Annotated in this window: 13 protein-coding genes; 4 read left to right on the top strand and 9 right to left on the bottom strand. The window is 60.7% G+C overall.

The features are described from left to right. The first annotated feature begins 7 nt into the window (after positions 1-7). A complete protein-coding gene (locus RDL77_RS15990; protein ID WP_223614071.1) occupies positions 8-994 on the top strand; it encodes an ABC transporter substrate-binding protein in 987 nt (328 codons plus the stop codon). Positions 995-1,061: 67 nt separating this feature from the next. Here RDL77_RS15990 and RDL77_RS15985 read toward each other — a convergent pair whose 3' ends face one another. Continuing rightward, the gene (locus RDL77_RS15985; protein WP_288193706.1) at positions 1,062-4,199 is read right to left on the bottom strand and encodes an efflux RND transporter permease subunit; all 3,138 of its coding nucleotides are present in this window, start codon (positions 4,197-4,199) and stop codon (positions 1,062-1,064) included. Positions 4,200-4,207: 8 nt separating this feature from the next. After that, the gene (locus RDL77_RS15980; RefSeq protein ID WP_288193705.1) at positions 4,208-5,377 is read right to left on the bottom strand and encodes an efflux RND transporter periplasmic adaptor subunit; all 1,170 of its coding nucleotides are present in this window, start codon (positions 5,375-5,377) and stop codon (positions 4,208-4,210) included. A gap of 279 nt (positions 5,378-5,656) precedes the next feature. Here RDL77_RS15980 and pncB point away from each other — a divergent pair, with 279 nt between their 5' ends. Further along, positions 5,657-6,964, top strand: coding sequence for a nicotinate phosphoribosyltransferase (gene pncB, locus RDL77_RS15975; protein WP_288193704.1), 1,308 nt, complete (start codon positions 5,657-5,659; stop codon positions 6,962-6,964). 119 nt (positions 6,965-7,083) lie between these two features. On the opposite strand, the gene RDL77_RS15970 is transcribed toward pncB, so the two are convergent. Then, positions 7,084-7,353, bottom strand: a complete 270-nt coding sequence (locus RDL77_RS15970; RefSeq protein WP_105734008.1) for a DUF1150 family protein — start codon at positions 7,351-7,353, stop codon at positions 7,084-7,086. Between the two features lie 44 nt (positions 7,354-7,397). Continuing rightward, positions 7,398-7,820, bottom strand: coding sequence for an Hsp20 family protein (locus RDL77_RS15965; RefSeq protein ID WP_223614066.1), 423 nt, complete (start codon positions 7,818-7,820; stop codon positions 7,398-7,400). A 112-nt stretch (positions 7,821-7,932) separates the two neighbouring features. Here RDL77_RS15965 and RDL77_RS15960 point away from each other — a divergent pair, with 112 nt between their 5' ends. Next, a complete protein-coding gene (locus tag RDL77_RS15960; RefSeq protein WP_288193703.1) occupies positions 7,933-8,871 on the top strand; it encodes a nucleoside hydrolase in 939 nt (312 codons plus the stop codon). A gap of 155 nt (positions 8,872-9,026) precedes the next feature. Next, entirely contained in the window at positions 9,027-9,587 is a 561-nt protein-coding gene (locus RDL77_RS15955) for a L,D-transpeptidase (RefSeq protein ID WP_288193702.1), read from the top strand. 3 nt (positions 9,588-9,590) lie between these two features. On the opposite strand, the gene RDL77_RS15950 is transcribed toward RDL77_RS15955, so the two are convergent. The 5 genes from RDL77_RS15950 to RDL77_RS15930 all read right to left on the bottom strand — a co-directional run. Further along, on the bottom strand, positions 9,591-10,124 hold the full coding sequence (locus RDL77_RS15950) for a DUF934 domain-containing protein (RefSeq protein WP_288193742.1): 534 nt from the start codon (positions 10,122-10,124) through the stop codon (positions 9,591-9,593). A 5-nt stretch (positions 10,125-10,129) separates the two neighbouring features. Next, positions 10,130-10,882: a phosphoadenylyl-sulfate reductase gene (locus tag RDL77_RS15945; RefSeq protein ID WP_374042730.1), complete on the bottom strand. Its 753-nt coding sequence runs from the start codon at positions 10,880-10,882 to the stop codon at positions 10,130-10,132. After that, positions 10,875-12,545 (bottom strand): nitrite/sulfite reductase, encoded by a 1,671-nt coding sequence (locus RDL77_RS15940; protein WP_288193701.1) that lies wholly within the window; start codon positions 12,543-12,545, stop codon positions 10,875-10,877. The genes RDL77_RS15945 and RDL77_RS15940 overlap by 8 nt, the downstream gene beginning before the upstream one ends. 23 nt (positions 12,546-12,568) lie before the next feature. Further along, complete coding sequence (locus RDL77_RS15935) at positions 12,569-12,883, bottom strand: DUF2849 domain-containing protein (protein WP_223614062.1); 315 nt, start codon at positions 12,881-12,883, stop codon at positions 12,569-12,571. An 18-nt stretch (positions 12,884-12,901) separates the two neighbouring features. Further along, positions 12,902-13,267: SAM-dependent methyltransferase (locus tag RDL77_RS15930; RefSeq protein WP_288193700.1), on the bottom strand; the 366-nt coding region annotated here is incomplete at its 5' end.

Raw genomic sequence — 13,267 nt, 5'->3', positions numbered from 1 at the left:
CTGAAACATGAAGAAGACGATAGCATTGACGATGGGTCTGGCGATGACGCTGATGGCGGGCTCGGCGCTGGCGGCCGACAAGCTGACCCTGCAGCTCAAATGGGTCACGCAAGGCCAGTTCGCCGGCTATTATGTCGCCAAGGACAAGGGTTTCTACAAGGAGGCCAATCTCGACGTGGAAATCAAGCCGGGCGGACCTGACGTTGCCCCGCCGCAAGTGATCGCCGGCGGTGGCGCCGACGTGGTCGTCGACTGGATGCCGTCTGCCCTCGCCACGCGCGAAAAGGGCCTGCCACTCGTTAACATCGCCCAGCCGTTCAAGCGCTCCGGCATGATGCTGACCTGCCGCAAGGAGACCGGCATCACCAAGCCGCAGGATTTCAAGGGCAAGACCCTCGGCGTCTGGTTCGGCGGCAATGAATATCCGTTCCTGTCGTGGATGAACCACCTCGGCCTCAAGACCGATGGCGGCCCGAATGGCGTCACCGTCCTCAAGCAGGGCTTCAATGTCGATCCGCTGATCCAGAAGCAGGCGGACTGCATCTCGACCATGACCTACAATGAATATTGGCAGGTGATCGATGCCGGCATTCCCGCCGATCAGCTGGTCACGTTCAAGTATGAGGACGAGAAGGTCGCCACGCTCGAAGACGGTCTTTACGTGCTGCAGAAGAGCCTCGATGACCCGAAGATGGTGGAAAAGCTTGCCCGCTTCGTCAAGGCGTCAATGAAGGGCTGGGACTATGCCCGCCAGCATCCGGATGAAGCGGCCAACATCGTGCTTGAAAACGATGCCAGCGGCGCGCAGACCGAAAAGCACCAGAAGCGCATGGTGGCTGAGATCAACAAGCTGACAGAGGGCTCCACCGGCGTTCTCGATGTGGCAGCGGCCGAGCGCACCGTGGAGACACTCCTCGGCGGCGGCTCCGATCCGGTCATCACCAAGAAGCCGGAAGGCGCTTGGACAACGAAGGTCACGGATGCAGCGAAATAACGATTCGCAGCCGGAATGAACAAGGCGGGGAGCGATCCCCGCCTTTTTGTTTATATCAATACGGATCCTATTCAGCGGGCAAGGGCGGCTGGGATACCACTTCCAGAAGCTCCCGCTCGAGCCGCGCTTCCTCTTCCGCTTTCGGCTTGGAGAAACCGGCGAGCAGGAGATAGGCAACCGGCGTCAGGAACAGCGTCGAGGCCGTGGCAAGCCCAAGACCGCCGACGATGACCCAGCCGAGGGCAATGCGGGCCTCGGCACCGGCACCGCTGGCCAGAACCAGCGGAACACCGCCGAGAATGGCGCAGAGCATGGTCATGACGACTGGGCGCAGGCGGATATTGGAGGCTTCCTCGATGGCCTGCCGCACACTACGACCCTGATCGCGCAGATGGTTGGCGAATTCCACAATCAGGATGCCGTTCTTGGCCATGATGCCGACAAGCAGCACCAGCCCGATCTGGCTGTAGACATTCATGCTGGTGCCGGTGAGCACCATGGCAAAGACCGCGCAGGCCAGGCCGAGCGGAACGGTCGCCATCACGATAACCGCGCTGATGAAGCTTTCAAACTGTGCCGCGAGCACGAGCAGGATGATCAGGATGGCGAAACCGAAGGTGACGAACATGCTGGCGGAATTCTCGCCGAGCGTTGCCGCCTCGGCGAGCGGAATGATGCGGTAACCCGGCGGAAGCAGTGGCGCAGCCACCTCCTGCGCTACCTTGTAGGCATCACCCAAGGCAAAGTCAGGACTGAGGGCGGCCGTTATGGCGACAGACCGCATCTGCTGCTCACGGGTCAATGCCGGCGGCACTGCCACTTCCGTCAGCTTGGCGATGGTCGCCATCGGCACGAAGCGGCCGTCACTGGTGCGCATGAAGACGTTTTCGAGATCGGTCGGGTCATTGATCGGATTGGTGGTTGAGACCAGCTTCACGTCGAAACTGCGGTCCTCGATGTAGACCGAACCGATCTTGTAGCCATCCAGCACCGATTGCAGCGCCTCGGCGAGACCGGTGATCTCGATGCCGAGATCGGATGCACGCTCGCGATCGATGGACACGGAGAGCTGCGGCTGCGTCGGTTCATTGGTCAGGCGCGGCCGGTCAAAGCGTTTGTCCTTTTCCAGCGCCGACACGATCTTGGCGGCGGCCGTTCCGAGGTCGGCGTAATTGGTCCCGACAATGGCGAACTGCAGGCCGTTGCCCGCGCCGCGAATGCCGAGCGAATTGGGCTGGGCGGCAAAGACCTGGATGCCGGGAATATTGCGCACGCGCTTGGACACGTCGGCGAGAATTTCCTGCTGGCTCCGGTGACGTTCCTTCCATGTGGCAAGGCTGAGCACCATGAAACCGCGATTGGTGTTGCCGTTCTGTCCGGCGATGGAAAACGTGTTCTGGATTTCACCGGAATCGCGCATCGGCTGGATCAGCGTCTCGATCTGGCGCATCTGGTCGTTGAGATATTCAAGGCTGACGCCCTGCGGCGCCGTGATGCGCAGGAAGGCCGAAGCGCGGTCCTCGGTCGGCGTCAATTCCTGTTTAAGCAGCGAAAAGGCGCCAAAGGCTGCCCCGGCAAACAGCAGCGATGCCAGGACCACGAGCCATGGCGCGGCCAGACATCCGTGCAGCATGCGGCGATAGGCTTCGAGGAACCAGCCGCCAACCCGCCGGACAAGGCCCGGCGAATGGTTGATATCCTCGTGCTTGGCTTCGCTTGCCGAGAGCAGGCGCGAGGCCAGCATCGGACAGAGCGTGAGCGCGACGACGGCCGAGAGCAGCACGCAGATTGCCAGCACGAAGCCGAATTCGCGGAAGAGACCACCGGTCTGTCCGGGCAGGAACGAGAGCGGCACGAACACCGCCGCCAGCGTCACCGTCGTTGCGATGACCGCGAAAAACACCTCCTGCGTGCCTAGCACGGCAGCGGCGCGCGGCCCCATACCCTGGTTGCGGCGCCGGACGATATTTTCGAGCACGACAATGGCATCGTCCACCACGAGACCCGTCGCCAGCACCAGCGCCAGCAGCGTCAGGATGTTGATCGAGAACCCGGCGAGATAGATCGCCGAGATGGTTCCGATCAGGGCGACCGGCATCGACACCGCAGGGATCAGCGTCGCACGCAGGTCCCACAGGAAGAGATAGATGATCAGGATGATGATGAAGACCGAGGCGCCCAGCGCGATTTCAACCTCGTGCACGGCACCGTTGATGAAATCGGCATCGTCACTGGTTACGCGGATATCGACGCCTTCCGGCAAGGTTTTTTGCAATTGACCGATAGCCGTCCGGACGCCTTTGGAGATATCGAGTGTGTTGGACTGCGCCTGGCGGATGATGCCAAGACCAATGCCGGTCTTGCCATTGGCGCGCAGCGTCGATGTGCCGATATCGGGACCGAGCGTGACGGTTGCGACATCCCGGATCTTGGTGCGATCCTTGATGATGATGTTTTCGAAATCCTCCGGCGTCGACACCGGCGCGGTGGCGCGGACGACGATGCTCTGGGCACTGCTGTTGATCTGACCGGCGGGCGTATCGAACGCCATCGTGTTGAGGGCCGTGCGGACATTGGCAACCGTCAACCCAAGGCTTGCCAGTTTGCCCTGATCGATATCGATACGGAAAATCTTGCTGCGGTTGCCGTTGATTTGCACATCCGCGACACCGGGCACCGATGCAAGCACGTCCTTGATCTGGTCTTCGACCAGAACGGTCATGTCTTCGACGGCCATCGTGGTCGAGGTGACGGCAAGGCGCATCACCGCGTCGGCATTGGCATCCGCCTTGACGATCTGCGGCGGGTCGGCCTGCTCCGGCAGGGTGTTGGTGATGCGGCTGATGGCATCGCGCATATCGGCGGCGGCAACGTTCAGATCGACACCGTCATTGAACTCCACGGTGACACGGCTGGTCCCGAAGGACGAGCTGGAGGAAATGGATTTGACCCCGGAAACGCGGGACACCGCGCCTTCAATCGCCGCGGTCAGCTCGCGGTCAACCGTCTCGGCGGCGGCGGCCTGGAATGTCGTCGTTACCGTCACCACGGGCCGGTCGACATCCGGCAGTTCGCGCACGTCGACGCCATAGAAGGCGGCAAGCCCGGCAACGACGATCAGGGCATTGAGCACCAGCGCCAGCACCGGGCGGCGGATGAAAAGAGCGGTGAAATTGGAGTTGGCCTGTCCGTGTGAATTGCTCACGCCGCACCTCAGCCCTTTTCGCCGACGGATGCCAGCGGTCGTGTGCCGGAATCCGTCTGGTTGGCAGGCTGGCCCTTGATCTGGACGGCACCACCCTGGCGAACGGCCTGCACCCCTTCCGCGACAATGAGGTCACCCGGTTTGATCTCGGCGTTGACGAGAACATAGGCGGCATTGCGCTGCATGATGCGGACGGGAACGCGCTGCGCCTTGTTGTCCGCAATCTTCCAGATATAAGCGCCGTCCGTGCCCCACTGGATCGCCAGCGGATCGACCGTCGGATAGGTCTCTCCGGCAAATCCCATGTTCACCTGAAAGGCCATGCCTTCGCGCAGGGCATCATTCGGATTGGTGATCCTCGCCTGCACCTGCAGGGTGCGGCTGTCGGGATCGATGCGATTGTCGATGGCGTTGATCGTGCCCTTGAACGTCTCGCCCGGCCGGGCAACGGAGGTGGCCGTGACGGCGGCGCCGACCTTGATGGCCGGGGCAAAGCGTTCCGGCACCCAGAAGTCCACCAGCACTTCGCTGCGATCGGCGATCGTCGCGATCTGCGTCGTCGTGGTGATGTAGTTGCCGGCACTCACGGGAAGAATGCCGACGATACCGCCAATCGGCGCCTTGACCGCGCGGCGATCCAGCGCGAGTTCGGCCTCGCGCACATCGAGACCGGCATTGTCGACCGCCAGTCCGGCATCGGACACCTGCACGGCGGAAACGGTATTGGTTGTGCTGAGGTTTTCCGCACGCTTCAGCTTGGTCTGGGCATCCTTCAGCATCGTGCGTGCCTTGTCGGCGGCGATGCTTTCCGCCTCGGAATCAAGCCGGGCAATCACGTCGCCGGCTTCAACCCTGGTGCCTGAGGTGACCAGGATTTCCGTCATGCGTCCGGCGGCGAACGGTGTGACGGAAACGGAGCTCTTTGCCTTGCCGGTGCCAATAGCCGACAGCTTGTCATTGATCTTGGCCGCGTCGGCGGCCCGCACAACCACGATCGGAACGGCCTGTCCGCTCCGTCCCTGGCCATTGGGCACCGCTGGTTCCTTTGCTGTGGTCAGAACCTTGTCGACACCGGCTTTTTTCAGGAGATTGGACGCGCCCGGAAAGAAATACAGCCATCCCGCGCCGGCAACGGCGAGGATAGCGACAACCAGTACAAGTTGTTTCCAGACTTTCATACGTCACTCCAAAAAGGCCGGTTCCGCTATCCGCGGAGCCAGCACCACCGTATTTTTGATTGTATCCCAATGCGCATCCCGGCGCGAAAGGTTGTTTACCGACAAGAATAAAGCGCTTTGATGTCGCCGTTAATGACAAAACGGTGAGGTTACAAAGATTTAATGCAAATGCCCGCGTCCGTTTGACTGCAGAATTTAGCCGGTTATGCCCGGTTATGCTTGATGGGCGGTTGCTGCCGTGCAACATGGCGGGCGGAAATTCCGGAAGGAGAGCATTCAATGGCGACGAAGACCGACATTGCACGCCGCGTGTTCAATCACACGTGGAAACTCGACCCCATTGTCCGCAGCCTGCTGGATACGGATTTTTATAAATTGCTGATGCTGCAGATGATCTGGGGGGTCTATCCCAAGGTCGATGCAACCTTCACGCTGATCAACCGTACCACGCGTGTGCGGCTGGGCGACGAGATCGACGAGGAAGAGCTGCGCGCGCAATTGGACCATGCCCGCACGATCCGTTTTTCCAAGAAGGAAATGATCTGGCTCGGCGGTAACACCTTCTACGGCAAGAAGCAGATCTTTGAACCGGACTTCCTCGAATGGCTGACGCATTTCCAGCTGCCGGAATACGAGCTGACCAAGCGCGACGGCCAGTACGAGCTGAATTTCCATGGCCCGTGGATGTACACGACCATGTGGGAAATCCCGGCGCTCGCCATCATCAATGAACTGCGCTCGCGGGCGGCGATGAAGAAGATGGGGCGTTTCGAACTCGATGTGCTCTATGCCCGCGCCAAGGCCAAGATGTGGACGAAGGTGGAGCGGCTGCGCTCCCTGCCCGATATCCGGATTTCCGATTTCGGCACGCGCCGCCGCCATTCGTTCCTGTGGCAGCGCTGGTGCGTGGAGGCCCTGAAGGAAGGCATCGGCGAAGCCTTTACCGGCACGAGCAATGTGCTGCTCGCCATGGACAATGATCTGGAAGCACTCGGCACCAATGCCCATGAGCTGCCGATGGTTCTGGCCGCCCTCAGCCGCACGGACGATGAACTGCTGAAATCACCCTACAAGGTGCTGCAGGACTGGAACCGCTACTATGGCGGCAATCTTCTCATCGTGCTGCCGGACGCTTTCGGGACCGCCGCCTTTCTGCGCGACGCACCCGACTGGGTTGCCGACTGGACGGGTTTCCGCCCGGACAGTGCACCCCCGATCGAGGGCGGGGAAAAGATCCTGTCCTGGTGGCGCTCCAGGGGCAAGGACCCGCGCGGCAAACTCCTGGTGTTTTCCGACGGGCTTGACGTCGAGACGATCGAAGAGGCCTATCATCACTTCAAGGGCAAGGTGCGCATGAGCTTTGGCTGGGGGACAAACCTGACCAATGATTTCGAGGATTGCGCGCCGCGTTTCAACGATCAGCTCAATGCCATTTCGCTGGTCTGCAAGGTCAGCGAAGCCAATGGCCGCCCGGCAGTCAAGCTTTCGGACAACCCGAAGAAGGCAACCGGCGACAAGGCCGAAATCAAACGCTATCTGGACTTGTTCGGAGCGGAAGACCGGGTGGAACAGGCCGTGAAGGTTTAAGCAGAAGAAGCTGCATTGCCATCCTGCGTGGTTCGATCTGTTTGAATCTGTTTGAAATGAATAAAACCCCGCCGGCAAGCCAGCGGGGTTTTGGAAATTCAGCGTCGACCGGACGGCTGTTACTGCAGCATGACTGTCTGCAGCTCGTGCTCCTGCGCGCCGACAAGGATATTGTCGCGTTCATCGGAAAGCACGATGGGATCGCCATTGGCGGCAAAGAGCGCCCAGAGTTCGACACCCGGCGTCATCGGCGGCAATGCTGGGAAACTGGTGGCGAGATCGTCGGTCTTCACCTTGCGCATATAGGCGACCTGTCCGGCGCCAAGACGCGAGAATTCCAGTTCACTCAGGAAATTCTTCGAAACAGTGTTTTGCATATCAGCCTCCATATTCGGACAGTCCTTCCAAAGGCCCCGTCCTGTTAGAGCCACGATCAGTCCTGAACTGCAATGTTGATGCGTTTGACCAATCGTTCGGGTTCCGGACGGTCGAGATCGATCGACAGAAGCCCATTCTTCAATGTGGCAGCACTCACGCGCATTCCATCGGCAAGAACGAAAATGCGCTGGAACTGGCGCGCGGCAATGCCACGATGCAGATATTCCCGTTCGCTTTCATCGGCCTGCCTGCCGCGGATGACCAACTGATTGTCTTCAGTCGTCACTTCCAGATCGTCATTGGAAAAGCCGGCGACCGCGAGGGTGATACGAAGCTGTTCCCGGCCGTTATCGCCATGGATGCGTTCGATATTGTAGGGCGGGTAGCCGTCACCGGATTTGGCGATACGCTCCAGCGTCTTTTCCATCGTGTCGAAACCAAGCAGCAAAGGGCTTGAAAACGGTGTCATTCGTGTCATCTGTGCAGTCCTCAGAAAAGCGACCGAAAAGAGAAACCCGGAGATGGCATTTCCCTTCCGTCCTTTGATATGGTCGATCCCGATGCAGACTTCAAGAGAATGAAAGCAAGAGATGACGCGGAAAATCATAGTTGACACGGATCCGGGCCAGGACGATGCGCTGGCAATCCTTCTGGCACTGGCAAGCCCGGAACTGGACGTTCTGGGAATCACGGCGGTTGCCGGCAATGTTCCCCTGGACCTGACCAAAACCAATGCCCGAAAGATCTGCGAACTGGCTGGGCGGCCGGATGTGAAGGTCTTTGCCGGCGCAGACCGGCCCCTGATGCGGGCGCTCGTCACCGCTGAAAACGTCCACGGCAAGACCGGCCTCGATGGTCCGGACCTGCCTGAACCTGCCATGCCCCTGCAGGAGCAGCATGCGGTCGATTTCATCATCGAGACCTTGCTGACGCAGGAAAGCGGCACTGTGACCCTGTGCCCGCTCGGCCCTCTCACCAATATTGCGCAGGCCCTGATCCGTGCCCCGCAGATCGCCACGCGCATCCGCGAAATCGTACTGATGGGCGGCGGCTTTTTCGAAGGCGGCAATATCACCCCGACCGCCGAATTCAACATCTATGTCGATCCGCAGGCGGCACACATCGTGCTGACATCGGGTGTGCCGATTGTGATGCTGCCGCTGGATGTGACGCACAAGGCGCTGACGAGTGCCCGGCGGATCGAACGCTTCCGGGCCATGGGAACCCGGTCCGGCGCTGCGTCCGCAGAGCTGCTCGAATTCTTCGAGCGGTTCGACGAAGAGAAATATGGCAGCGATGGCGGCCCGCTGCATGATCCGAACGTGATTGCCTATCTCCTGAAGCCGGACCTTTACAAGGGGCGGCACTGCAATGTCGTCGTGGAAACGGCGTCAGACCTTACCCTCGGCATGACCGTCGTCGACTGGTGGGGCGTCACCGACAGGCCGAAAAACGCCTTTTATATACGCGATGTGAACGATGAGGGTTTCTTCGACCTGCTGATCGAACGCATCGCTCGTCTTCCCTGAGCCAAAACAGGTCCGGCAGCCCCCTGCCGGACCTATCTCCTTGTTTCATCACAAAAAGTTGAGTCGACGTAAACCTTCAGTCAGCAATTTCCGCGCATGATCGTCCCGTGACCGGAAGGCCCGCAAGGGCTGCGCTCAAGCCTATTGGGATCGATATGCTGACACGACGGACGTTCTTCTGCGGATTGATGGTGACCGTTGCCGCGCCTCAGGCGGCTTCGGCAAAACCCAGGAAACCCTTTGTCCCCAATCCCGAATACATGCCGCAGATCGTTGACTACCCGACCTATGAAGAGGCCGGAACCGTCATCATCGATCCGCGCAACCGCTTTCTCTACCTCGTCGAGGATGAATATTCTGCCATCCGTTACGGCATCGGTGTCGGGCGGGCCGGACGGGCCTTCTCAGGAACGGCGGAAGTCGGCCGCAAAGCCAAATGGCCGCGCTGGCAGCCGACAGACAACATGATCAAACGCCAGCCGGAAAAATATGCCCGTTACGCGGACGGGGTTGCCGGCGGCGGCGGCAATCCACTCGGGGCCCGCGCGCTCTACCTCTACCGCAATGGCCGTGACACCTATTACCGCATCCATGGCACCACCGAACCCTCGTCGATCGGCAAGGCCGTCTCCAACGGTTGCATCCGCATGATCAATGACCATGTGGTCGATCTGTACGACCGCGTTCCCCTGGGAACGCCCGTGATCGTCCTCTGATGCTCAGGAGCGCGTGTCCGGCACGCGGCGCCAGCTGTAGGTGCCCGCCTTGGTGTGGGAGCCGCGGCCAGGCTGATAATAAACCGGCGTATCGTGCAGGTTGTGGTCGGCGAGGCGTGTCAGCGTCACCGCGTGGGTGACCTTCAGCGTATCGAAGCCGGTGCGCAGCATGTAGGCAACCTGATCGATCAGCACATCGCCGACCGCACGCAGCTCGCCCTGAAACTGATGGCGATCCTTCAGAACCTCGGCCTTCGAATAGGAACGGCCATCATTGAAAGCCGGAAACTGCAGCGCAATCACCGGGATTGAACCGAGCAACGGCAGAAGCGGATCGATGCTTTCGCCGGGCGCGACGGAAACACCGATCCGCCGGTTGGTCGCATTGCGCACCCCCTCGTCAAGTCCGAGCCAGACGGCCAGCGGCAGGATGACCGCCGGGGCATCGCCTGCCTCCTCCAGCGTTTCAGCCGTGATATAGGGGTCCTCGCGGAAACCTTCGCGACCCCACAGCTGGCTTTCGGACTTTTCAGACATGTCATTCATAGATTCGAATCCGTCAGGGAAATATTGCTCAGCTGGTCGGTGAGGCCAGTCAGGTGGATACCGCATTCGGTTTTATCAGTGCCTGCCCAGCGGCCGGCGCGGTCATCTTCGCCTTCCTTCACCGGCGACGTGCAGGGCATGCAGCCGATGGACCGGTAGCCTTCAGCGACGAGCGGGTGCGGCGGCAATTGGTTGGCGGCCATATAGGCCTTCAGGTCGGCAGACGTCCAGCGCGACAGCGGATTGATGCGCACGCGCGCGCCGACGGACTCGAACACAGGCAATGCCGTGCGCGTCGAGGCCTGGAACTGCTTGCGTCCGGTCATCCAGGCGCGATACGGCGCAACAGCGCGGGCCATCGGCTCGACCTTGCGGATATAGCAGCAGCGATCCTTGTTGGTCATGGACAGCGCCCCGAAAGGATCTTCGTCTTTCAGGCTCTGCTTGAGCGGGTGAATGTCCTGCACGTCGGTCAGGCCGAGCTCGTGCACGAGCTGGTCGCGGTAGCGCAGCGTTGCCGGAAAATGCTTGCCGGTCTCGAGAAACAGCACCGGCAGGGCGCGATCCACCTGCGCGATCAGGTGCAGAAGCACCGAGGATTCCGCCCCGAACGAGGAAACCACGGCGATGTCCTGTTTGAAGAGCTGGCCGATCGCCAGTTCGATGATCTGCGCCGGGTCGAGATTGCCATAGCGGGCTTCAAGCGCCCGCGCTTCATCCGCCACGGTGATCTCGTTGGTTTCAAGCAGCATTGGCAGCCTCGCCATAGAGCGCCTCCTTGAAGGGAGCAGCGCCCAGACGCCGGTAAGCCGCAAGGAAGGTTTCTTCCTTGTCCGTCCGGACTTCGAGATAGCGGTCGACGATGGTCTCGATCGCGTCGACGATTTCTTCTGAGGAGAAGCCGCGCCCAGTGATATCGCCGATGGTGCAGACCTCGTCGCCGGAGCCGCCGAGGGAAATCTGGTAGAGTTCCTCGCCCTTCTTCTCGACGCCGAGAATGCCGACATGACCGACATGGTGATGCCCGCAGGCATTGATGCAGCCCGATATCTTCAGCTTGAGTTCGCCGATATCGGCCTGGCGTACCGGATCGGCAAAGCGTTCCGATATGCGCTGGGCAACCGGGATCGAGCGGGCTGTCGCCAGCGCGCAATAATCCAGACCCGGGCAGGAGATGATGTCGGTGATCAGCCCGGCATTGGCCGTGGCGAGACTGTCGGTCAGCAGCAGATCGTAAACGATGCGCAGATCGGCAATCGCCACATGCGGCAGAATGAGATTCTGCTCATGGCTGACACGGATTTCGTCCTGGGAGAACTGTTCGGCAATATCGGCAACCAGATCCATCTGGGCATCGGTGGCATCGCCCGGAATGCCGCCAATCGGCTTCAGGGAAATGGTCACGACGCCGTAATCCGGGTTCTTGTGCGGTGTCACGTTCTGGTCGACCCAGGCGGCAAAGGCATGATCCGCCTTGCGGGCACTGGCCAGTGCCGACCAGCCTTCCGGCCGCTGCGGCAGATGCGGCGGACGGAAGTAACTGTCGATGGCATCGACATCCGTCTGCGGCAGCTTCAGGTCGCTGTTCTTCAGCGCCAGCCATTCGGTTTCCACCTGGCGGGTCAGTTCTTCCGTCCCGGTTTCATGCACGAGAATCTTGATGCGCGCCTTGTACTTGTTGTCACGGCGGCCGTTGAGATTGTAGACGCGCATGATCGCGGTCGTATAGGTCAGCAGATCCTCGACGGGCAGGAAGTCGCGGATCTTCTTGGCAACCATGGGCGTGCGGCCCTGACCGCCGCCGACATAAACGGCAAACCCGATCTCGCCCGCTTCGTTCTTTTTCAGGTGCAGGCCGATGTCATGCACCTGGATCGCAGCGCGGTCCCGTTCTGCGCCGGTAACGGCGATCTTGAACTTGCGCGGCAGGTAGGAGAACTCCGGATGCATCGACGACCACTGGCGCAGGATTTCCGCGTAGGGGCGCGGGTCTGCAACCTCGTCGGCGGCTGCGCCGGCAAAGTGATCGGCGGTCACATTGCGGATGCAGTTGCCCGACGTCTGCAGCGCATGCATCTCGACTTCGGCAAGTTCGTCGAGAACCTTCGGCATGTCCTTCAGCGCGGGCCAATTGTACTGGAGGTTCTGGCGCGTGGTGAAGTGACCATAGCCGCGGTCATAGGTGCGGGCGATGTGGGCAAGCTTGCGCATCTGGCGCGACGACAATGTGCCGTAGGGGATGGCAACGCGCAGCATATAGGCATGCAGTTGCAGATAGACGCCGTTCATCAGCCGCAGCGGGCGGAACTGGTCCTCGGTCAGTTCGCCAGCCAAACGGCGCTCGACCTGATCCTTGAACTGTTCAACGCGGGCGGAAACAAACGCGTGATCAAACTCATCGTAACGATACATTCTGCTGGGCCTTCGATTATCAGTTAAGCAGCGTTTGCCGCAGGCTTTTCCGCCTGCTTGCCAAGGTCGAGACGGACGGTGGGGCCGAGCTGGCGAATGCGCTCGCGCAGGCGGACCGGATAAAGATGCTCGCCGCGCTCTTCCACGTCGATGACATTGACGTCGATGACAAGGTTGGACTTGATCGCCGCCTTGCCCGCTTCCTCCAGCGCCGCCGCCGCTTCCGCGTGGCGGGCCACGAGGGCGCCGTCAATGTGATCGAGCCATTCGCCATTGGCGCCAAGCCATACGGCTTCGCCATCGGTCAGACGGTTTGCAGTGAGAACTTTAACACTCATGATCATCATCCTTCGCAATCAAGCGGCATTGGATTGGAGGTGGCGCGCAGCCACCGAAGAGGTTGGGGTACGGATAGCCAGCGGCTCGGCCTTGTCGATCGCAGCACCGGCCACGGCATCGCCGATGACCACCATGACGGGACCATCAAGGTCGGGGCGCTGTTCCAACGCCGGCAAATCCTGCAGCGTGCCATGGAACATGCGGCGATCCGCACGTCCGGCATTTTCGATCACGGCCACGCCGGTATCGGCATGCAGGCCGGCACTCATCAGCCGCTCAGCGACGGAGGCTGCCACGCTGCGGCCCATATAAACCGCAATGGTTGCGCCCGAAATGGCGAGGCGCGGCCCATCCGGCAGCACTTCTCCCGCCACCTCATGAGC

The sequence above is a fragment of the uncultured Phyllobacterium sp. genome (genome assembly GCF_902479695.1).
In the GTDB taxonomy this organism is placed as follows: domain Bacteria; phylum Pseudomonadota; class Alphaproteobacteria; order Rhizobiales; family Rhizobiaceae; genus Phyllobacterium; species Phyllobacterium calauticae.
The sequence above is the reverse complement of the archived record's forward strand: the minus strand, read 5'-3'. Positions and strand labels throughout refer to the sequence as shown.